General features: G+C 61.1%; 19 protein-coding genes and 1 pseudogene. 4 read left to right on the forward strand and 16 right to left on the reverse strand.

Annotated elements, in window-relative coordinates; translation table 11 throughout:
- Positions 1–953 precede the first annotated feature (953 nt).
- From QF038_RS11625 to QF038_RS11665, 9 genes are all read right to left on the reverse strand, one after another.
- Positions 954–1,619, reverse strand: a complete 666-nt coding sequence (locus QF038_RS11625) for a 3-oxoacid CoA-transferase subunit B (RefSeq protein ID WP_307610293.1) — start codon at positions 1,617–1,619, stop codon at positions 954–956.
- Between the two features lies 1 nt (position 1,620).
- Positions 1,621–2,322 (reverse strand): 3-oxoacid CoA-transferase subunit A, encoded by a 702-nt coding sequence (locus tag QF038_RS11630; protein ID WP_307610294.1) that lies wholly within the window; start codon positions 2,320–2,322, stop codon positions 1,621–1,623.
- Between the two features lie 4 nt (positions 2,323–2,326).
- Positions 2,327–3,556, reverse strand: coding sequence for a thiolase family protein (locus QF038_RS11635; protein ID WP_307610295.1), 1,230 nt, complete (start codon positions 3,554–3,556; stop codon positions 2,327–2,329).
- Positions 3,553–3,978 (reverse strand): 4-carboxymuconolactone decarboxylase, encoded by a 426-nt coding sequence (gene pcaC, locus QF038_RS11640; RefSeq protein WP_307610296.1) that lies wholly within the window; start codon positions 3,976–3,978, stop codon positions 3,553–3,555. The genes QF038_RS11635 and pcaC overlap by 4 nt, the downstream gene beginning before the upstream one ends.
- Positions 3,975–4,793, reverse strand: coding sequence for an alpha/beta fold hydrolase (locus tag QF038_RS11645; protein ID WP_307610297.1), 819 nt, complete (start codon positions 4,791–4,793; stop codon positions 3,975–3,977). Before QF038_RS11645 ends, pcaC begins: the two co-directional genes overlap by 4 nt.
- Before the next feature lie 260 nt (positions 4,794–5,053).
- A complete protein-coding gene (pcaG, locus tag QF038_RS11650; protein ID WP_307610298.1) occupies positions 5,054–5,611 on the reverse strand; it encodes a protocatechuate 3,4-dioxygenase subunit alpha in 558 nt (185 codons plus the stop codon).
- Positions 5,612–5,615: 4 nt separating this feature from the next.
- The gene (pcaH, locus tag QF038_RS11655; protein WP_307613455.1) at positions 5,616–6,449 is read right to left on the reverse strand and encodes a protocatechuate 3,4-dioxygenase subunit beta; all 834 of its coding nucleotides are present in this window, start codon (positions 6,447–6,449) and stop codon (positions 5,616–5,618) included.
- Between the two features lie 99 nt (positions 6,450–6,548).
- Positions 6,549–7,334 carry a nitroreductase gene (locus QF038_RS11660; protein WP_307610299.1) on the reverse strand — a complete coding sequence of 262 codons (786 nt, stop codon included), beginning with the start codon at positions 7,332–7,334 and terminating at the stop codon, positions 6,549–6,551.
- Between the two features lie 26 nt (positions 7,335–7,360).
- Positions 7,361–7,864, reverse strand: a complete 504-nt coding sequence (locus tag QF038_RS11665; protein WP_307610300.1) for a DUF4863 family protein — start codon at positions 7,862–7,864, stop codon at positions 7,361–7,363.
- A 283-nt stretch (positions 7,865–8,147) separates the two neighbouring features.
- Between QF038_RS11665 and QF038_RS11670 the strand changes: the two genes are divergently transcribed.
- Positions 8,148–8,717, forward strand: coding sequence for a TetR/AcrR family transcriptional regulator (locus tag QF038_RS11670; protein ID WP_307610301.1), 570 nt, complete (start codon positions 8,148–8,150; stop codon positions 8,715–8,717).
- 99 nt (positions 8,718–8,816) lie between these two features.
- Here QF038_RS11670 and QF038_RS11675 read toward each other — a convergent pair whose 3' ends face one another.
- Positions 8,817–10,172, reverse strand: a complete 1,356-nt coding sequence (locus tag QF038_RS11675) for an MFS transporter (protein ID WP_307610302.1) — start codon at positions 10,170–10,172, stop codon at positions 8,817–8,819.
- A gap of 356 nt (positions 10,173–10,528) precedes the next feature.
- On the opposite strand from QF038_RS11675, the gene QF038_RS11680 reads away from it, so the two are divergent.
- The 3 genes and pseudogenes from QF038_RS11680 to QF038_RS11690 form a co-directional block, all read left to right on the forward strand.
- Entirely contained in the window at positions 10,529–11,035 is a 507-nt protein-coding gene (locus tag QF038_RS11680; protein WP_307610303.1) for a DoxX family protein, read from the forward strand.
- Positions 11,036–11,866: 831 nt separating this feature from the next.
- Positions 11,867–12,328 (forward strand): carboxymuconolactone decarboxylase family protein, encoded by a 462-nt coding sequence (locus tag QF038_RS11685; RefSeq protein WP_307610304.1) that lies wholly within the window; start codon positions 11,867–11,869, stop codon positions 12,326–12,328.
- 79 nt (positions 12,329–12,407) lie between these two features.
- Positions 12,408–14,127: pseudogene (locus QF038_RS11690) on the forward strand (FAD-dependent oxidoreductase); the annotation flags it as partial.
- A 672-nt stretch (positions 14,128–14,799) separates the two neighbouring features.
- Here QF038_RS11690 and QF038_RS11695 read toward each other — a convergent pair.
- The 6 genes from QF038_RS11695 to QF038_RS11720 form a co-directional block, all read right to left on the reverse strand.
- Positions 14,800–15,051, reverse strand: coding sequence for a hypothetical protein (locus QF038_RS11695; protein WP_307610305.1), 252 nt, complete (start codon positions 15,049–15,051; stop codon positions 14,800–14,802).
- The gene (locus QF038_RS11700; RefSeq protein ID WP_307610306.1) at positions 15,048–15,239 is read right to left on the reverse strand and encodes an SDR family NAD(P)-dependent oxidoreductase; all 192 of its coding nucleotides are present in this window, start codon (positions 15,237–15,239) and stop codon (positions 15,048–15,050) included. Before QF038_RS11700 ends, QF038_RS11695 begins: the two co-directional genes overlap by 4 nt.
- A gap of 258 nt (positions 15,240–15,497) precedes the next feature.
- On the reverse strand, positions 15,498–16,235 hold the full coding sequence (locus QF038_RS11705; protein ID WP_307610307.1) for an SDR family oxidoreductase: 738 nt from the start codon (positions 16,233–16,235) through the stop codon (positions 15,498–15,500).
- 99 nt (positions 16,236–16,334) lie between these two features.
- Complete coding sequence (locus QF038_RS11710; protein WP_307610308.1) at positions 16,335–17,033, reverse strand: TetR/AcrR family transcriptional regulator; 699 nt, start codon at positions 17,031–17,033, stop codon at positions 16,335–16,337.
- A 372-nt stretch (positions 17,034–17,405) separates the two neighbouring features.
- A complete protein-coding gene (locus tag QF038_RS11715; protein WP_307610309.1) occupies positions 17,406–18,380 on the reverse strand; it encodes a GlxA family transcriptional regulator in 975 nt (324 codons plus the stop codon).
- 163 nt (positions 18,381–18,543) lie between these two features.
- Entirely contained in the window at positions 18,544–19,182 is a 639-nt protein-coding gene (locus tag QF038_RS11720; RefSeq protein WP_307610310.1) for an HD domain-containing protein, read from the reverse strand.
- Positions 19,183–19,663: the final 481 nt, after the last annotated feature.

The following is a 19,663-nucleotide window of genomic DNA, read 5'->3' on the forward strand; positions in this document are numbered from 1 at the left end:
CTTACTATTGTTGGGCGGCTCGTGTCCCGCGGATCCGCCGCCCTGACTTTGACCCGTCCCTTTATCTACAGCCAAATGGGTCGTCAGTGGTTTGAATTGCAGCCTGTCCGTCGGGCGGACCGACTCGTCGGGCATCGTTGAGGGCACAACACATCAAACCAAAAAGAGACTCCTCCGAACCTAACAAATCAGGAGGCCACGAGGATTGGAGGCATCTGCGACTGAAGGACAAGCCAGTGGGTTTCCAGAGCCAGTAAGGGCCCGGGTTTCTAGGGTGTGGCTTCACTCACGACGTGCTTGTAGAGCACCGCGCGGAGCGGCGCGCTGGGGCTTTGATGGCTTTCCACAGCCCAAACTGTGTAGCCGTCCGTTCGGTAATGAGCCGACGGTCCCACTGACCTACAAGCCAAAAGGCAGACCCGTCGGGCATAACGGTGTCCACCAGTCCGACGGTGGGGCAAGATCTTCCGTTGCTCACTGTAACGATCGAATGGCGCTTCAGGTCGTCCCATCCCGTCAAGGGGTTGCCCAGCAAGAGGGTTGCGTCAGCCGAGCGGTCAACCAAAAAGTACCGGAGCTCGCCCTCCAGATAGCCTTGAACCACTTCGGTCATGCTCGTTCGGCCCCGACAATCAGTTTGGTCGTGAGCTGATGGTGTGCAGTTCAGCATTCCACCCCGATGCAACTAGATCCATAAAGTCCTTATAGGACGGCGTGGAGTAATAGTCAGCGTAACGCAGGGCAACAGCTGACGTTGGCGGAGTGTCCTGATCAAGCGTTTGCACTACAACTCACCTCCATTGATTACTAGTGCCTGTGTTGATATAAAAAAAGACTAACGGTAAGATACGTTACGGTCAATAGATGTAACGTATTGTTGATATCGCAAAGCCCTTGACTGCGGGAGAGTTCTTGAAGCTTCTCCCTCTAGAAATCCAGTTACGGAACGAGTCCTAGACAGCCTTGAGCGGGATGGATACCAGTTCTTGGAGTTCTTCGAGGGTGCAGCCGAAGGTTTCGCGGACCTGGACTCCGTCGGGGCCGGTGAGCAAGACGGCTTTGTCGGTGTAGACGCGGGTGACGCAGCCGACGCCGGTGAGCGGGTAGGTGCAGGTTTCCACGATCTTGGAGGCACCTTCGCGGGTGAGCAGGGTCATCATCACGAACACGTCCTTCGCACCGGTGGCGAGGTCCATGGCACCGCCGACGGCGGGGATGGCCCCGGGTGCCCCGGTGTGCCAGTTGGCGAGGTCGCCGGTGGCAGAGACCTGGAACGCGCCCAGCACGCAGATGTCCAGGTGCCCGCCGCGCATGATCGCGAACGAGTCGGCGTGGTGGAAGTAGGACGCACCCGGGAGTTCGGTGACCGGGATCTTGCCGGCGTTGATGAGGTCCCCGTCGATCTGCTCCCCCTCGGCGGCGGGTCCCATGCCGAGCATCCCGTTCTCCGTGTGGAGGGTGATGTTCTGTTCCTCGGTGAGGTAGTTGGACACCAGGGTGGGCTGGCCGATGCCGAGGTTCACGAACGATCCCGGGGCGATGTCCTTGGCCACGAGGCGGGCCAGGTCATCCCGGCCCAGGGGCGTGGCGGAGGTCTGGAGGGATGTTGCAGTGGTCATCTCAAGCCACCTTCTCGCTAGTGCCGGCGGTGCTGCCCGGGACCGCCGGGACGCGGACAACCGTGTTGACGTAGATTCCGGGGGTCACCACGTTTTCCGGGTCCAGCGCCCCGGTCGGGACGATTTCGGAGACCTGGACGATGGTCTGCTTCGCGGCGGCGGCCATGATGGGCCCGAAGTTCCGGGCGGTCTTGCTGTAGACGAGGTTTCCCTTGCCGTCGGCCTTGAGTGCCTTGATCAGGGCGACGTCGGCGTGGATGGGCGTTTCGAAGACCTGGCCGTGGCCGTCGATGATCCGGGTTTCCTTGCCTTCGGCGAGCATGGTGCCGTAGCCGGTGGGGGTGAAGAACCCGCCGATCCCGGCCCCGGCGGCGCGGATGCGTTCGGCGAGGTTGCCCTGCGGGACGAGCTCGAGTTCGATCTCGCCGGCCTTGTACTTGGCGTCGAAGTGCCAGGAATCGGACTGCCGCGGGAAGGAGCAGATCATCTTCTTCACCCGGCCCTCCTTGATCAGCAGCGCCAGGCCCTGATCGCCCTGGCCGGCGTTGTTGTTCACCACCGTCAGGTCCCTGGCCCCGCATTCGAGCAGCGCGTCGATCAGTTCGAACGGCTGCCCGGCGTTGCCGAACCCGCCGATCATCACGGTGGAGCCGTCCTTGATGCCGGCCACGGCCTCCCGGACCGAATCTACAAAGTTCAGCATTCCCCTACGCCTTTCCTGCGCTGTTGCCGGAAGCAGTTACGTTTTCCAGGACCACGGCCAGGCCCTGGCCCACACCGATGCAGATCGCCGCGACGCCCCACCGTTCCCCGGAGGCCTGCAGGGACCGGGCCAGGGTGCCCAGGATCCGGGTGCCGGAGGCGCCGAGCGGGTGGCCCATCGCGATGGCGCCGCCGTGCCGGTTCACCATGGCGGGGTCGATGCCCCAGGCGTTGATGCAGGCCAGCGACTGCGCGGCGAACGCTTCGTTAAGTTCGACGGCGCCCACCTGGTCCCAGCCGATGCCCGCCTTCGCCAATGCTTTGTTCGCCGCCTCCACCGGTGCGAACCCGAAGTACTGCGGATCATTACCGTGCGCACCACGCCCGGCAATACGGGCCAGGGGCTCCAGGCCCAGCAGCCCGGCGGCGGCCTCGGATCCCACCCAGGCCGCGGAGGCGCCGTCGGACAACGGGGACGCGTTGCCGGCGGTGACCGTGCCTCCCACCTCGGCGCCCTCCGGCTCGGAACGGAACACCGTCTTCAGGGCCGCGAGTTTCTCCGCGGTGGAACCGGGGCGGATGCCCTCGTCCCGGACCAGGTCAGTTCCCGGCACCGGTGCCACGAGGTTGTCGTAGAAGCCCTCGTCCCACGCTGCCGCGGAGAGGTTGTGGGAATCAGCGGCGAATTCGTCCTGCGCCTGCCGGGACACACCGTACTTTTCGCGCAGCCGTTCGGTGGCCTCGCCCAGGGAGATGGTCCACTCCTTGGGCATCGCCTTGTTCACCAGCCGCCAGCCCAGGGTGGTGGAGGCCAGCGTCATGTCCCCGGCCGGGTAGGGCTTTTCCGTCTTCGGCAGCACCCAAGGCGCTCGGGACATCGACTCGGCCCCGCCCACCAGCATCAGGTCGGCGTCGCCGGCGTTGATCTGGCGCGAAGCGATAATTGCAGCATCCAGCGAGGACCCGCAGAGCCGGTTAACCGTGGTCCCCGGAATCGACACCGGAAGGCCCGCCAAAAGCGTTCCCATCCGGGCAATGTTGCGGTTCTCCTCGCCGGCGCCGTTGGCGTTGCCGAACACCACCTCATCAATCCGCTCCGGGTCCAGCCCGGGAGCGCGCTTTACGGACTCCTTGATCACGTGGGCGGCAAGGTCGTCCGGGCGGACGGCGGCAAGGCCGGAACCGAACTTGCCAAACGGGGTGCGCACGGCGTCGTACACAAAAGCCTGGTTCATGAGGTTGTATCCATTTCTCGAAAGACCTGCTGGGCGGTTTTGAAGGCGGTGTTCGCGGACGGGACGCCGCAGTAGATGGCGGTCTGGAGCAGGATTTCCTTGATCTCGTCCCTGCTCAGGCCGTTGGTAAGGGCCGCGCGGATGTGCATCGCCAGCTCTTCCCAGTGCCCGTGCGCCACCATCGCCGTGATGGTCACGGCGGACCGCATCTGCCGGGTCAGGCCCGGCCGGGTCCAGATGCCACCCCACGCGATCCGCGTGATCATGTCCTGGAAGTCCTCGGTGAACCCATCCTTGTTGGCATTGGCCCGGTCCACGTGCGCATCGCCCAGGACTTCGCGGCGGACCACCATGCCGCCGTCGTAAATCTCCTGGCTGCTGGCGCCGGGCTGGACCACGCCGTGCCGCTCCGTCCCGCTCACTTGGCCGCCTCCCGTGATTCGGCCCAGGCCAGGAGCCCGCGCATCAGCTCCGCCAGGTGGGCGGGCGCCTCGGCGGGGGCAAGGTGGGCCACTCCCTCGAGCGTGACGGCGGTGGCGGTGCCGCCGCCCGCGGTGATCCCGGCCGCCACTTCCTCAGCCATCGACGGCGTGGCCACGCCATCCAGCGCCCCGGCAATAACCTGCGTGGGGACGCGGATGGCGCCGAGTTCGTCGCGCACGTCAAAGGCCGCCAGGGCCTCGCAGCAGAAGGCGTAACTGAAGCGGTCGGCGTCACGCAGGGCATGCAGGAGCCTGCTGCTCAGCTCAGGCTCACGGTCCATAAAACCAGGAGCGAACCAACGCTGGGCCGAACCCTGGATCATCACCGGCGTCCCCTGGTTCCGGACCGTTTCGGCGCGCTCCAGCCAACCCTCAGGGGTGCCCATCTTGGCCCCGCTGTTTTGAACGGAGAGGCTCTTGAGCCGCTCCCCGTGCTTGATGCCGAGCTGCAGGCCGGTGGCGCCGCCCAGGGAGACCCCCGCATAGTGGAACGCCTCGCCGGGGGCGATGGAATCCATAAGGCCCACCACGGCGTCCGCCAGCGCAGCCACGTCAAACGTCTCCGTCGCCGCGGGCGAGACACCATGGCCCGGCAGGTCCCAGGCCACCACGTCGTAGTCGGTCCCCAACAGCGAGGCGGCCCTGTTCCACAGGATCGAGGACGTGCCCAGGGACGGGCCCACCACCAGCAGGGGGTGCTCGCCCAAGGGCCGCTGGGGTGACAACAGCACTGCCTTCAGGACTGGTTTAGCCACGGGAAGCTCCATTCAACGCGGCGTAAGGGGAACGGAGTGCCCGTTGGGTTGGGAGGCACGCCGAGGATCCGCCGGCGGCTCAGGGTTACGTGCAGAAGAAGACTCGTTAGTGCCTTGCGGATGAAATGGCGTCGTGCTTCTGTCGCACCTCTTCTGTGGACAAGACTCCCTTCTCGGACAGGCAGCGCTGCCCGAGGAGCGCAGCGGCAGCGGTCGCGGCTCCCATTCGGCAGGGGACTTTTCTGAGCTGGCCGCGTCAGTCACTGGAAGTCCAGGAAGACTGTCTCGCCCTCACCCTGCAGGCGGATGTCAAAGGCCAGGCCGCCGTCGGAATCACGCCGGGCGATGAGCGTCTTGCGGCGCTCGGGCTCCAGCGAGGTGAGCAGGGGATCATTGGCCAGCGCCTCGGTGTCCTCCGGAAGGTAGATCCGGGTGAAGAGCCGGTTGGTCAGGCCGCGGGCAAAGATGGCCACGGAGATGAACGCCGCCGCACCTGGCTTGGTGGGACCCGGGTTGACGGTGGTGAAGGTGTACGCGCCGGAGTTTCCCACCGCGCCGCGGCCCCAGCCGGTGAAGGTGTAGCCGTCGCGGACCAGGGAACCCGTCTTCTGAACGATCCTGCCCTCGGCGTCGGGCTGCCAGATTTCCAGGATGGCATCCACAACGTCCTGGCCGGATCCGTCGTAGACCGTGCCCTGCAGGCGGATGGAGCCGGGTGAGCCGGGGGCCAGGAGTTCGTTGTCCTTTTCGTACGGCAGGGCGTAGCCGTAGAAGGGGCCCACCGTCTGGGCGGGGGTGGGTACCAGTTTGGTGCTCATCGTCTTACTCCTCGTCACTGTCTGCGCCCAGCGCCTCGTTTTCCGTCCAGGTCCGCTTGGGACCGGTCAGGACAATGTCCCAGTTGTAGCCCAGCGCCCACTCGGGTTCGGTGAGGCTGTGATCGTAGTTGGCCACGAGCCGGTCCCGGGCGTCCTGGTCAACGATGGTCTGGTAGATGGGGTCCAGCGGGAAGAGCTGGTCGCCGGGGAAGTACATCTGCGTGATGATGCGCTGGGTGAACTCGGTGCCGAACAGCGAGAAGTGGATGTGTGCCGGGCGCCAGGCATTGAGGTGGTTCTTCCAGGGGTAGGCGCCGGGCTTGATGGTGGTGAACCGGTACGAGCCGTCCGGCCCGGTGATGCAGCGGCCAATGCCTGTGAAGTTGGGGTCGATGGGGGCCGGGTGCTGGTCGCGCTTGTGGATGTAGCGGCCGGAGGCGTTGGCCTGCCAAATCTCCACCAACTGCCCGGCCACCGGGCGGCCGTCACCGTCCAGGACCTTGCCTGCCACAATGATCCGCTCGCCCTGCGGCTCGCCGTTGTGCTGGATGGTCAGGTCCGATTCCAGGGCGTGCACGTCCTGGTGGCCGAACGCCGGGGAGTACAGCTCGATGGTCTCCGGGTCAGTGTGATGCAGGCTCTTGGTGGGGTGCCGCAGGATGCTGCTGCGGTACGGCGGGTAGTCCAGCCGCGGCTGGGTCTCGGCAGGGCCCCCGTCCTTGAGGGCCCGCACGTAGGCATCGCCGATCGCGTTGATCTCAGCACTGAGATCAGCCTGTGTTTCCAAGGCAATTCCTTGTCCTCTAAGTGGCTGCGGCGCCGTCACCCGGCGCCGCAGCCGTCGTCCTGGTTGTTTGACCCCCGGGTCGTTGGGGTCTTGCGCGTTCTTCGTCTCGCGGCTGGTTCTTGGTGCCTGAGTGAAGTACCTATTGTTGGCTCATTGTTGGCTCGAAGCTGAGAGGGTGTTGCCGTTTTGCCCTGGTTCAGTGTGAAAGGTAACGAAGCTGTCAACGCATTCCCTCGTCGTTGCCAAGCGGTTCAACCTGTGCCGTGGGTCGGCATATCCAAGTGAGACTCCGCAGACGATTAGTTGGTCCTCCGGGATGCGCATGTGCAGACGCAGGACCGGATGGAAGTCAATGAATGAGGCCTGCGTGCAGGTATCCAGCCCGGAAGCACGCGCGGCCAGCATCAGTGACTGAAGGAAGAGACCCGCGTCGAGCAGACCTCCGCCCAGGGAACTACGCCCGATGGTGACAAAGATGCCAACAGGAGCTCCGAAGAAGTCGTAGTTGCGCCGATGATGCATCAATCGCGCTGGAGTATCCGTGGCTGATATCCCCAAGGTTTCGCGGTACAGAAGATCACCGAATTGCCTGCGACGGGACCTGAACGGTTCAATCCACTCGTCCGGCCGGGGCTGGTACGGATATTCGTTTTCGACGCGGTCCTGATTGTCATGAGCTTCCAGAAGCGCCGCGGTGAGGGCAGCTTTAGCCTCACCGGTGACAACGTGAACTTGCCAAGGCTGTGAATTTGAGTTGCTTGCAGCTCTGGCCGCGAGAGCAAGCAAACGCTCAACTTCCGTCTCCGGAACAGGGGTCGGAAGGAAGGCTCTGACGCTGCGTCTGCTGTTTATGGCATCCTCCACGCTCATAAAGGTGTCCCGCCGCCAGGGCACAAACCGCTTCACTGCGAGTGGATTCTTTTCAAGGTTTCGCATAGCACCCTAATGTCCTTCGTGGGGGATCAGCTCGGAGTGATGTCGTAGGAAATCCGTCCTGCCGGCAAAAAGAACAGCGCGATAACAGCCCCTCCTTTTGACTCTGGGTAATGGTGGCTCCCTGGCCCTGGAGCCGTCCAACCGGGCCCGGACCATCCGTTTGGACCCATCAGCCTGGCCTCCGCATCCAGCGGGACGACCAGATTCAGCTCACCGTAGGGGTGCTGGTGATACTGTCCCCGGAACGGCTCAACACTGTTCATATAGACGGCGGTGATGCTGAAGTAGTTCAGCACTTCGCTGGGTTCTGCGATGCGGCTGCGTCGGTAGTTCGGCCCGTCAATTTCTATGTTGGCGGCCCAGCCGTCCCTGACGCCCTCGGTGATCATCCGGGCAAGATCGTCATAAAGGGATGTCCCGGGCCCGTAGTTCGTATTTAGCCAGTTCTCCAATTCCCCGCCAGCGGTGCGGTTCTTCACTTCCGTGAGGAAGGGGATGCTGCGCTCGATCAGATCCTTGCTGGTGCTCATTTCCTTGCTCCTAAAGTTTGTTCCAGCACACGTTCGTGTGATGCCAGTAACGCTAGCGTTCGCTTACGTTACAGTCAATAGCTGTAACGTAAGCGCGGAGGAGTTTTTGTACGGGGCGAGGATCTTAGACGAGCCTCGTCGCCGGAATCGAGGGGTATGTTACGTTAAATGCCTGTAACGCAACGAGATGGAGGGGTTTCAGATGCCGAACGAGGTGCGTGACATTGATCGTGACGGGGAATCTGTAGCCGCATCCAAAGGCGGTCGCCCCCGAGATCCCGCGTTGGATGAAGCAATAATTCTGGCAACGCGCAAACGGCTTGTCCTGGACGGCTACTCGAGGATGGCGCTGGGCGACATTGCTGCCGACGCTGGAGTAACCAGACCCACGCTCTATCGGCGTTGGCCGGGAAAATTTGAGTTGGTGGTTGATGCCCTTGACTATGGCTTCAAGGCCCAGCGGGACACCTACCCCTCGCTGAACCTGGACGATCTGCCGGCCACCGAAGCGCTGACGGAGGCAGTACGCCGGCTTGACCCCGCGTATTTCAACCCGGACGCCATGGTCCTCATGGGCAATTTTATGGGTGAGACCATACGAACTCCGGAACTGCTTGCCATTGTCTGCGAGCACGCCGTGGAGCCCCGCGTCAACCTGATGGAGAGGGTGCTGAAAAGCCTGCAGGATCGAGGTGAGGTGCGGCGCGACATCGACACTCGCACTATCGCGAGCATGTGCTTCGGCAGCTACTTCGCAGCCTTCCTGCGGAACGATACGGAGCGCGCCGGGCTGGCGGAGAAAGTGGTAGCTGTGCTTTGGCCTGGCATAGCGGCAGAGACGAACAAAACGTAGCGGTGACCTGGCGTCCAGTGCCGGGTGCAGGACCTGGTTTCCCACCCGCCCAATGCCCCGGGGCACTGGGCGGGTGTTGAGGGGGCCGCTGCCGTCACCTCACCGATGTATCCGCCCGATGCGGAATACCGTGGTTCCCGCGAGGACCAGCACCAGGGCGATGGCGAAGAAAACTTCTCGTGCCGCTACTCCTTGTCCAAGAGCCGTTCCAACGAGCAGCGGTCCTGCGATACCTCCAAGCCGACCGACACCGAGGGCCCAGCCAACACCCGTCGACCGCATTGCGGGCGGATAGAGCAAGCTCGCCAGGGCGGTAACGCTCATCTGCCCTCCGGTTACACACGCGCCGCTAAGAAAAGCCACGATAAGGAGAAGAGTCGGTCCCCCGGCAATGACCAGGCCGAGGACTGCCACAAAAAGCGCTCCCATTAGGTAGACGAAGCCCAATGTACGGAATGGGCTGATCCGGTCCATGCACGGGCCTATGACTGTAGCGGCCACAATCCCTCCTATAGTCGTCAGGACCGTGGCAGCTATAACGATGGCCTGCGGCTGCCCGAAAGAGCCGACTATGGTGGGCAGCCAACTTTGAATCGCATAGAACGCCGCGAGATTTGCAGCGAACGCCACCCACAGCAGAACAGTACTGCCGAGCCAGCCGCGACTGAAGAGATCCGCAACACGTGAGGGGCGCTTTTTTGGCCCTTCCTCTGGGGGGGTCAGGATCAGGCCCTGAACTTGACTGCCGGACATGGGATCCAGCAGATGAAGCAACGATCGCGTTCGCTCGATGCCCCGGGGCCGTGACAAGAGGAATCTCGGCGATTCAGGAAGACTCTTGACCAGGAAGACCAGCAAAAGCAGCGGCACCACTCCCCCGATGACAAACATCATTCGCCAACCGAGTACTGGAATTACGAGCCCGGAAACTAACCCGGCTGCGACGAACCCGAGAGCCAGCCAGCAGTAGATGAACATGACAAAGCTTGAGCGTCGGCGCTTCGGCGCGTACTCGCTTGTCAGCGACACCAGACTTGGAATCACTGCACCCAGTCCCGCACCCGTAAGGCACCGTAGACCGATCAGATGCGCCGGTTCGGATGCCGCCGCCGTCAGGAGGCTCAAAACTCCGAAGAGGGCAGTGCAGCACACCACCAATCGCCGATGACCAACACGATTAGCCAGGGGTGAGAGGACCAAGTACCCCACCATGAGCCCCACAATCGCAGCGGAAAGGATTGGACCGAGGCTGGCCACTGGGATTCCCCATTCACGCGCAATTACCGGCGCTGCAAAACTAATCGCCTGTGTATCGAAACCATCGAGGAACATCACTGATCCGGACAGCGCAAGAACTACGTAGTGGAACCGCCCCACGGGACGGCTGTCAATAAATTCGCCGAGGGACAGGTCGGCAGCGCCTAGTGCCGACGGGCGGGTAATACCTGGAGACATGGTCGTTCACTTTCGAATAGGTTCACAGGGGCTGAAGGGCATTGGTGCACACCGGCTGAGATCGCAATGATCTGGATCACAACCTATAGGTGCTAAACGTTACAGTCAATAGTTGTAACTGATAGTTCCATTACAGACATTGACTGTAACCGAACTCACGGCTAGCCTTCTTGTATCCCGGGTGCATCAGCACCCAACCATGTGAAGAGGAGTCTTATGCGCGGCAACAAGTCGGTCACAGGCCTGATGGTCTTAGCAGCACAATCCACTTCGAAGGTTCAGCCTGCAGCTGATTCCGGTACCCCCCCGGTAGCACCTGCACGGCATGTATTTCCGGAGAATCGCGGAGGAACGAAATGACCGATCATGATGGAGCTCTGCTCCTGCTGAGGATCTGCTTTGGCGTAACCATGGCTGCCCACGGGTACAGCAAACTGTTTATGGGTGCCGGAATAGCCGGTGCCGGCAAGTGGTTCAGCAGCCTTGGCCTCCGCCCAGGCTCCTTTCATGCCTGGCTGGCAGCGCTGACAGAAATTGGTGCGGGCATCGCCCTGGCACTCGGACTTTTCACCCCCTTTGCATCCGCGGCGTTCGTCGCTCTGATGCTGGTTGCTGGTTGGACAGTTCACCGCAGTAAGGGATTTTTCATCGGCACAGGAGGGTGGGAATACACCTTCATCATGGCGGTGGGGGGCATCGCGATTGCTGTGGCCGGGCCCGGGCACATCAGCATGGACTGGGTTCTTTTCAGTAACGGCATCATTGCCGGATGGGCTGGACTAACGATCGCTGTCGCCGGAGGCCTACTTGCAGGAGTGGCACTGTTGGCGGGCTTTTACAGGCCGCAACAGCAACCTTCGTGAGAGAACAAGACAAAAGAGTCTGACGGCCAGTAGCCGCAACTTTCTCGGTCTGGCCTACCACATGCTTGTTGCGATCCGTGACGCAGAGGATGCCGTTTAGAGCACATTTCCTGTGCTGGTCGGCCTGGCGAGGACGACCGAGCTGCTGTCAACGACCTGCCGCTGGTTTACCCGGCAACCAACAGGATTTGTCTTGATCTGCTGGGCAGCACACGCACGCGACGTGAAAAGTGCGCAGGTGAGTAGTGCCTGAACCCTTGCCTGCGGGATTTCCCGCCCCCGGCAACATGCTGTATGCAGAGGTCCGGGCGAGTAGAGGATCAGGAGGGCCTCGTGACACTCGACGAATCAATAAGCACCGCATTGGTCGATGTCCTCGAAACAATGACGTCCACCGTCACGTTGCATTTGTTCTCTCCGACATCTTTGCTTTCTCCTTCAAAGAGGTTGGAGATTTCGTCGGCAGGTCTGACTCGCGGCGGTACGCCAGCTGGCAAGGTCAGGACGACGTCGTATCCGTTTTAAACGACGCTGCCCGGTTTAGCAGCAGGAATAGGCCACCGTGGTGAAGCCCTTCGGTGATGCATGGCGAAGTAGTGACTTGCGCCCCCTCGCCGGGTTAGTCAACCCCGCAGTGGTTCTTGTTCCGGCGTCGGCGGAGTCGTTCGGGCTGCACTGAACCTCGTCAACGCAGGCACCGGCACCGGCACCGGAACCTCACAAAAGCAGGACCTGTGTCGTCAACACTATGGAAAGAACGCCTCGACTTCTTCCCCTGGCTGGCCCGCACCGCGCCGCCCAACGCCAGTCCATACCCACGAAAGGCACATCATGGCAAAGGCCAACCGCGTCAATATCGGCAAACAGCACCCGGACAGCTACAAAACATTGATCACCTTATCGACCGAGGCAACCGAAGGCGCTGCTGCCGCTGGTCTGGATCCCTTGTTGGTGGAACTGGTGAAGATCCGAACTTCCCAGATCAACGGCTGTGCGTTTTGCCTCCGCATGCACACAAGGGACGCCCTGAAAAAGGGCGAGAGCACTGACCGGATCGCCGTCCTTCCTGCATGGGAAGAGACAAGCTACTTCACCAAGGAAGAACGTGCGGCCTTGCGTCTAACCGAGTCGATTACCAACATCTCGGCCGGGCACGTCAATGATGAGGACTACGAAGCCGCGGCATCAGCACTAACTCAGGAACAAATCTCCGCGGTGGCTTGGCTTTCAACCGTCATGAACGCCTTCAATCGCGTCGCCGTCACAAGCCGCTACGCCGTCGGCAGTCACTAAGATCCCCTGCGCTATGCCCGGCGCGGCCAGCCGCCGGCGTCGGGCTTGGCGCGACCATTTCAACGAGACCTGGAAAAGCATGAATACTGAAGAGAAAAGACTGACCACTGGCGTCCTTGTCATTGGTACAGGTGGTTCAGGCCTTCGCTCGGCAATTGAATTGGCCGAGCAGGGAGTTGATGTCCTGGCCGTAGGAAAGCGCCCCAAAGCGGATGCGCACACGGCGCTGGCTGCCGGCGGAATCAACGCGGCACTGGCAACGATGGATCCCGAGGACACCTGGCAACAGCATGCAGCGGACACAATCCGGGAAAGCTACCTCCTGGCAAACCCGCAGACAGTACAGATCGTTGCCCAAGGAGCCGAACGGGGAATTGCCGACCTGGAACGCTACGGGATGGAGTTCGCGTGAAGAAAATGGATCGATCTCACAGCGGTTCTTTGGCGCCCACACATTCCGACGTACCGCCTTTGCCGGAGACTACACTGGACTGGAAATACAACGCACACTGATCAGGCGGGCAGAACAACTTGGCGTTCCCATCCTGGACACCGTCTACATTACAAAGTTGCTCGTCCGGGACAATGCCGTTTTTGGAGCTTACGGGTTCGACCTGGACAACGGGACCCGGTACATCATCTATGCCGATGCGGTCATCCTGGCAGCAGGCGGACATAACAGGATATGGCGACGTTCTTCCTCCCGGCGGGACGAGAACACGGGTGATTCATTTCGGCTGGCGGTTGAAGCTGGAGGACGGATCAGGGACCCGGAGCTCGTTCAATTCCACCCGTCAGGGATTATTGAGCCGGAAAGTGCCGCCGGGACATTGGTTTCCGAGGCGGCCCGCGGGGAGGGCGGGATCCTCCGTAACGTTCTGGGTGAACGCTTCATGGAGCGCTACGACCCGGAACGGATGGAACTCTCCACCCGCGACCGCGTTGCACTGGCGGCCTACACGGAGATCAAGGAAGGTCGGGGTACAGTCAACGGCGGGGTCTGGCTGGATGTATCCCACCTTCCCCGCGAAGTCATCATGGAGCGCCTGCCGCGTGTCTATCAGACCCTGATGGAACTTCAGATGCTTGACATCACGAAGACGCCCATCGAGATAGCTCCAACGGCACATTACTCCATGGGCGGAGTTTGGGTCCGCCCTGAAGACCATAGAACAGATGTCGAAGGCCTTTACGCGATCGGAGAAGCAGCAAGCGGCCTTCACGGGGCTAACAGGCTGGGCGGAAACTCCCTTATCGAATTGCTTGTCTTCGGCCGGATCGTGGGACAAGCAGCAGCCGCGTATTCGAACGAACTCGAAACGCAGCACCGTTCACACGCGGCAGTGGGGGAAGCACGGTCCGAAGTTGATTCCCTCCTGCGTTCCCGTGGACAGGAAAATGTGCGGGAACTGCAGCGGGCTGTAAGGGATACGATGACTGAGCATGCTGGCGTCGTACGCAGTGAGGCAGGCCTACTTGCAGGCCTGCAGGAACTTAACGCGATTGAAAACCGAGCCCAAAATCTTGGGGTTCATCCTGACATCGCCGGCTACCAGGACCTCGCTCATGCCTTTGATCTCAAATCCTCGCTGCTTGCTGCCCGCGCCACCCTGGAGGCCGCGCTGGAGCGACGTGAGTCCCGCGGATGCCACAACCGCTCCGATTACCCTGACCAGGACGACGCCCTGCAAGTAAACCTCGTATGGTCCCCCGGAGCTCTGGAACACGAAGTCATCCCTCCTGTTCCAGCTGAGATCGCCCAGCTCATGAAAAAAGAGGTGTCAACAGCAGGAAAGCTGGGGAGTAAAACAAAAAAGGCCCTGAATTACCAAAGCTCGGTTACCTACACATTTACCTTCGGGACGTCGACTTCATCAAGAGCGAGGTGTGCCATGGCCACTGGTCGGGGTTGGTTGTCGTAACGTTTGGAGTCTCGCTTCGCCAGCGGCTCAGTCCGTTGGTAGAGCCTTACGCGGCTAGACAGGAGGTGATCTTGTGCGTCGGATAGCGTGCCACGATCATTGGTATCCGTCCGTTAATCAGACTGCAGCGGTAGCATGAAAAGCCATTAAGCAACTGCCAGGCTTCGCGGACGAGTTCTGCCTCTCTTTAGGATTTCCGCCCCGTGCCAAATCCACTCCCCCCGGCGGCTTGTTGAACTCCGCCCGCCCAGCAAGACTCTCGTCTTGGGCCGTCATGCAGGCGGAAGACCCGCCCCCAACCGTCCGGGGTCGCCTCGTCCGTGAACGCGGCTACGAACGCTGGCTGTCACCCAAGTTTGTCGTCTCCACGAACTGCTGCATGGAATCTTGCAGTGCCATTGTGCCCTCCGTTGATTTCCCTAGCCGTGGTGCATTCAATTGGACGGAAAGCCATGCCGGTGCCGCACAGGAACTGACAGGATTTGCGGTCACCGACACGGCTCTAGCCGGAGGCGCCCTGCCAGTACGGATTCCCGGAGGCTGGACCCTTTAGTTCAGGACCTGATCTGCCGCCCGGACTTCCATGAGGTCTTCCAGTCCGACACGGGCCAGGAATTCTTCGCGGATCCGGTCCGCCGTTGCCGAAACCTCTTCGGATCCATCGTTTGCGGGGCCGATGTGGACGCGGTAGGGTCGACCACCTTCAGGAAGGGCGACGATCCGTGCAACGTCCTCTGACACTTGGCTGGCGTGGGCATCGGCAGGTGCGAGGGCGGCGAGTCTTTCAGCCACACGGTTCATGAGCCCTTCATACCTGGTCTCGCAGCCCTGTTCACGCGCTGGGTGGACAACACGTTAACGTCATACAGGCTAGCGAACTGCCCGACGCTGAAGGCTTCAGCGGGCCCTGTCGTCATGTGGCCTGCGTTGTGCACCAGCACGTCTATGCGGCCCTGCTCGGCAATGACCTTATCGATCGCTGCTTGCACTTCGGGTGTCTGAGGTGACATCCATCTGGACGGCGCGAAGGTCGACGTTGTTCTGGCGGGGAGTACTCCACGGTTTGCGCTCCTTGGGGTGCGTTTCTCCCGTGAAAATCACGCATTCCGGCATAGACAATGTTGCCGGCGTCGGCCACGGCACGTGCGGTGAGTGCGCCGAAGCCGCTGCTGGCACCTGTAATGACGACAATTTGAGACATCTGATGTGCTTTATGTCGGAGTGGTTGTCGCTGCCTGAGTGGGGAATCAGGCCAGCCCGCCATTGGAGTAAATGGTTTTTCCGTTGATCCATCGGCCCGGGCCTGCGAGGAAAGCTACGGACTCGGCAATGTCCTGCGGCTGGCCAAGCCGTTCCAGCGGGGCTGCCTTGGAGAGCTGCGCCACGGTCTGGTCGTCCTTTCCGTTCATGAAAAGAGGAGTGGCTGTCGGGCCTGGCGCCACCGCGTTAACGGTGATGTCCTTGCCGCGGAGCTCGCGGGCCAAAATCAAGGTCATTCCCTCGACAGCGGCTTTGCTCGCAACATAAGCGCCGTAGCCGGGGAACTGTGTCTTGGTCACCGTAGTTGAGACATTGATAATTGCTCCACCTGCGCGCACACGCCGTGCAGCTTGCTGGGAGACTACGAAGGTGCCGCGGATGTTGGTTCGGTGCATCCGGTCCAAGTCGACCAGGTCAAAATCAACGATGGACCCAAGAATCATGATCCCCGCAGTGTTCACCACGACGTCGATGCCGCCAAGGGCCTCCTCTGTGGCTTCGAACGCTGCGATCATGGCACCTTCGTCCGCGACGTCACCACCAACGACGATTGCCTGTCCACCCGCGGCGGTGATGGAGTTGGCAAGGGTCTCGGCTGCTTCCTTGTTGCCGGCATAGTGGACGGCCACTGCGAAGCCGTCAGCGACAAGGCGCTCGACAACGGCGCGACCAATGCCCCCGGAACCGCCTGTGACAAGGGCTACTCGTTTTGTTTCGGTGTTCATTTCTTCTCCTAAAAACCTACATTTGGGCAGACTTATATTCGGACGCACCGAGTAGACCCGCGGCATGGCGCCTTGGGAGTGCGAAGTGGAGGGGTAGTGTCAGCCGCTGTTGCGGCGGTCCTGTATCCGTTTGAGCCAGTCAGACAAAAGCGCGGCCTCGGACCGGGTGAACAGTGCTTCAGTGGCTGGTTGTGCCAGGGCAGACCGGATGGTGGTTGCCGCAATGACCGGCGCCTGCTCCTCCCTGTTGACTTCGGCATCGACCAGCAGGGAGCGATACACCGTATCGCGCATAGTCGTGGAGATCTGCTTCTCCGGGTACTGGTCACTGCGCAGGAGCAACGACAAGGCAATTCCGCTATTCGCCGCCATGACGATCTTTGCCGCATCTTCAGGGGCGACCGTCAAGCGACCTTGGGCGGCGAGCCTTTCCAGATTGTCCTGCAGCAGACGCATCGCCTCCTGCCCGGCCTCTGCCGGCACCGACAATGAGGTACCGAAAAGGAGCCGGTAGGCATGAGGGTGGTCAAGGGCGAACGCCACATGGCTGTCCCAACCGCGGTAGAGATCATCCAAAGGGTCCCCGGACCTGTCTGCCGTACGCTTCATGCTCAGGTACTGATCCCAGACATGATCCACAACCGCGGACAACAACCCCTCCTTGTCACCAAAAAGCCTGTAAAGCACCGGCTGGCTGGTACCGGCAGCATCGCACACTGCCCGGGTGGAAATGTCCCCACTCGTGGATCCGGAAAGCAACTCTGAGGCCTTGTCCAATATCGTTGCTCTCATATCCATGTATCAATACTAACAGACCTCCGGATCATTGCGTTACTTATTTGATATCATTGATACCAAGGCGCCGTGACTATTTGGATCTGGGCACGCTCTGATGCGGTAGCCAAAGAGGCAGAAAGGCACCAAAGGCCGGGGCGGCGGATCCCCTTTAGACGGAAGGAGCCCGCCAATGGCAGTTGAGAACCATCCTTGCTACCGCCTACATCGACGCCTGCGAGTTCAGAGCCGGGGCCCGAGGACTATCCTCAGGGGCTCGCTTCGCCACCGAAAGGTAGGCCGAGACCGCGGCCGACGACCGAAGCCTTGGGTAGGACCAAAGGAGCCTGTATTGCGCAAACGGTACGCTCTTTGAGCTCTTCGAAGGATTAAGGGTCAACTGCTGACAATACGAGGATCAGTTGTCGAAAACCTTGCTCTATAGTTGCTGGGTGTAACCTGCAGGCGCGCTACGAAGCTTCGGCGCATGGACTCTGCACTGCCGAACCCCGCCGCACGGGCCGCTGCGGTGACGCTTTGACCTGTCTCGAGGAACGTCTTGGCATGTTCCAAGCGCATTTGTTCAATGAATCTACCCGGTGAGGTGCCCAACTCATTGGCAAAGAGTCGTGAAACCTGCCGTGGGCTCAAGCCCACCATAGCCCCCATGTAGTCGACACTCAGGTCCTGTGCCGGGTGGGCCGAAACGTGGTCGATGATCTCCCGCAACGGCCTGCTGCCAACGGGGTTCATTTTCAGGGGTGCGGAGAATTGTGACTGGTTGCCGGGACGTTGCATGAACAGCACCAGGTTCCTCGCCACGTTTCGAGCCAACCCGGCACCATGGTCCTGCTCCACCAAGGCCAGGGCAAGATCTATGCCCGCGGACACACCCGCTGAGGTGAATACACCTCGATCCTCCACAAAAAGTGCGTCTGGTTCGACAGCCACGTCCGGGTACGAGCGGGATAAAACCTGCGCGTGCCGCCAATGCGTCGTAGCCCGGCGCCCGGACAAAACGCCGGCAGAGGCCAGCACGAACGCGCCGGTGCAGATCGATACCGTCCTTCGCACCTGGGGATGCAGGAGCCTCGCCGCTGCCACGAGCCCGTCGGGTATCGGTTTTCCCACTAAGTTATCGCCGCCCGGCACCACGAGGGTGTCGATCTGTGTCTCCAGATCTACGGCTCCCTCAACGTCCAGCCGCGTTCCAATCGATGTCAGGACGGGGGCTCCGGCAGCCGACACATAAGCCAGCCTGTAGTCCGCCCCGAACATGTTCGCCTCGGCGAACACTTCGGCAGGTCCGGACACGTCCAGGAGTTTCACACCGTCAAAGACGACAAAGACGACATTCAATGAATTGGCCATGCCCACCTCCGCTTGTAAATACCAGGCGTCCCGTTGGCAATCACGGTCCGCGCCCCCACGTCCTCGAACGTTCCGGGGCACAGGCGGCAACTCTAATGCTGCTGCCCGTGGCCCGGTTTGTCACCGCCCAACGTCACAGGAGGCGTCGACGTAGGGCATAACACTATTCAGACCAGTCATTGCCCAAAATGATCCGGACAAAATCTTCGCGCTGGAAGGACGGATCGAAGTGACTGATCACGTCATCGTTCATGGTTCCGAAGGTTGTTTCCGGGCGGTCCTTCATGCCTTCGTAAAAGGCTTCCAGAATGCGCTGTTTGAACTGCGGACGCGGGTGGGCGCGGACGACTTCCTGGCGGCCCTCGTCGCTGATCTTGTCCAGGCGCAGTCCCAGAACGTCAGTCTCAACACCGAGGGTCACCACCGCCACCTCAGGGGCAAGTGACATAGGTATTTCGGGGGTGGTGTGAAGGGCAATGCCCAGCCAGACATTCCGGGCGTCCTGTTCGGAACGACCATGCTCACGCAAGAAGTCATAGGCGGCTTCTGCGCCATCGACTTCAAAGCGTCGGTCCGCAGTCCTGTATTTCGGCGTCAACCCCAAGTCGTGGAACATTCCACCTACGTAGGCGAGTTCCGGGTCAGGCTGCAGACCCATGGCCTTCGCCTGGAGCATTCCCCACAGAAAAACCCTGCGGGAGTGGTTGAAAATGGTCGGGTCTGCTGCCTGCCGCACTAGGGCCGTAGCTTCGCGTGTCAGCTTCGTGTCGGGGACTACGATCCCGCCGATTGTTTCAGTCATCACTGTTCCTTACCGTATGAATTAGCCAGAACCCACTGGCGCCCCTCCAGAATCCCGTGTCAGGGCCGCGCGCAACACTGTCAGGAAAGACGTCTTTCCCACAGATCCGGACATATCGCTCCAAGGACCCATAGTTTTCTGTTAGATCAACGGCGCCTTAGGAAGCGAGCCCCCATATTTCGGCGACGGGACCGAGCTCGGGTTCTCGCTGTGTGTTTTCATTCAGTGAGAGACATTGCCTCGGGGGCTCCGGACTGTGATCTGACTAGCCCAACCGATCGAGTAGGTTGTTCAGGCTGACGGATCCTGTTTCCGATGGCGGCGGCGCCCACAGGGCGCACCGGGCCAACGATGTCCGCTTCACCGTATTGCCGTGATTATGGGCAAGCATGGAGACCGTGTCCAGTTGAAGGTCATCTGTGAAGAGCTCCGTTTTCAGCAGTCGATGCTCGGCATGCAACCGGCCTTAGCTTCAAAAGGA

The organism is Pseudarthrobacter sp. W1I19 (genome assembly GCF_030817835.1).
Lineage (GTDB): Bacteria > Actinomycetota > Actinomycetes > Actinomycetales > Micrococcaceae > Arthrobacter.

Bases quoted from the DNA above. Each gene is read 5' to 3' on its own strand.
- QF038_RS11625 (WP_307610293.1), bottom strand. From the start codon at position 1,619: ATGACCACTGCAACATCCCTCCAGACCTCCGCCACGCCCCTGGGCCGG.
- QF038_RS11630 (WP_307610294.1), bottom strand. From the start codon at position 2,322: ATGCTGAACTTTGTAGATTCGGTCCGGGAGGCCGTGGCCGGCATCAAG.
- QF038_RS11635 (WP_307610295.1), bottom strand. From the start codon at position 3,556: ATGAACCAGGCTTTTGTGTACGACGCCGTGCGCACCCCGTTTGGCAAG.
- pcaG (WP_307610298.1), bottom strand. From the start codon at position 5,611: ATGAGCACCAAACTGGTACCCACCCCCGCCCAGACGGTGGGCCCCTTC.
- QF038_RS11660 (WP_307610299.1), bottom strand. From the start codon at position 7,334: ATGCGAAACCTTGAAAAGAATCCACTCGCAGTGAAGCGGTTTGTGCCC.
- QF038_RS11665 (WP_307610300.1), bottom strand. From the start codon at position 7,864: ATGAGCACCAGCAAGGATCTGATCGAGCGCAGCATCCCCTTCCTCACG.
- QF038_RS11675 (WP_307610302.1), bottom strand. From the start codon at position 10,172: ATGTCTCCAGGTATTACCCGCCCGTCGGCACTAGGCGCTGCCGACCTG.
- QF038_RS11680 (WP_307610303.1), top strand. From the start codon at position 10,529: ATGACCGATCATGATGGAGCTCTGCTCCTGCTGAGGATCTGCTTTGGC.
- QF038_RS11685 (WP_307610304.1), top strand. From the start codon at position 11,867: ATGGCAAAGGCCAACCGCGTCAATATCGGCAAACAGCACCCGGACAGC.
- QF038_RS11695 (WP_307610305.1), bottom strand. From the start codon at position 15,051: ATGAACCGTGTGGCTGAAAGACTCGCCGCCCTCGCACCTGCCGATGCC.
- QF038_RS11705 (WP_307610307.1), bottom strand. From the start codon at position 16,235: ATGAACACCGAAACAAAACGAGTAGCCCTTGTCACAGGCGGTTCCGGG.
- QF038_RS11710 (WP_307610308.1), bottom strand. From the start codon at position 17,033: ATGGATATGAGAGCAACGATATTGGACAAGGCCTCAGAGTTGCTTTCC.
- QF038_RS11715 (WP_307610309.1), bottom strand. From the start codon at position 18,380: ATGGCCAATTCATTGAATGTCGTCTTTGTCGTCTTTGACGGTGTGAAA.
- QF038_RS11720 (WP_307610310.1), bottom strand. From the start codon at position 19,182: ATGACTGAAACAATCGGCGGGATCGTAGTCCCCGACACGAAGCTGACA.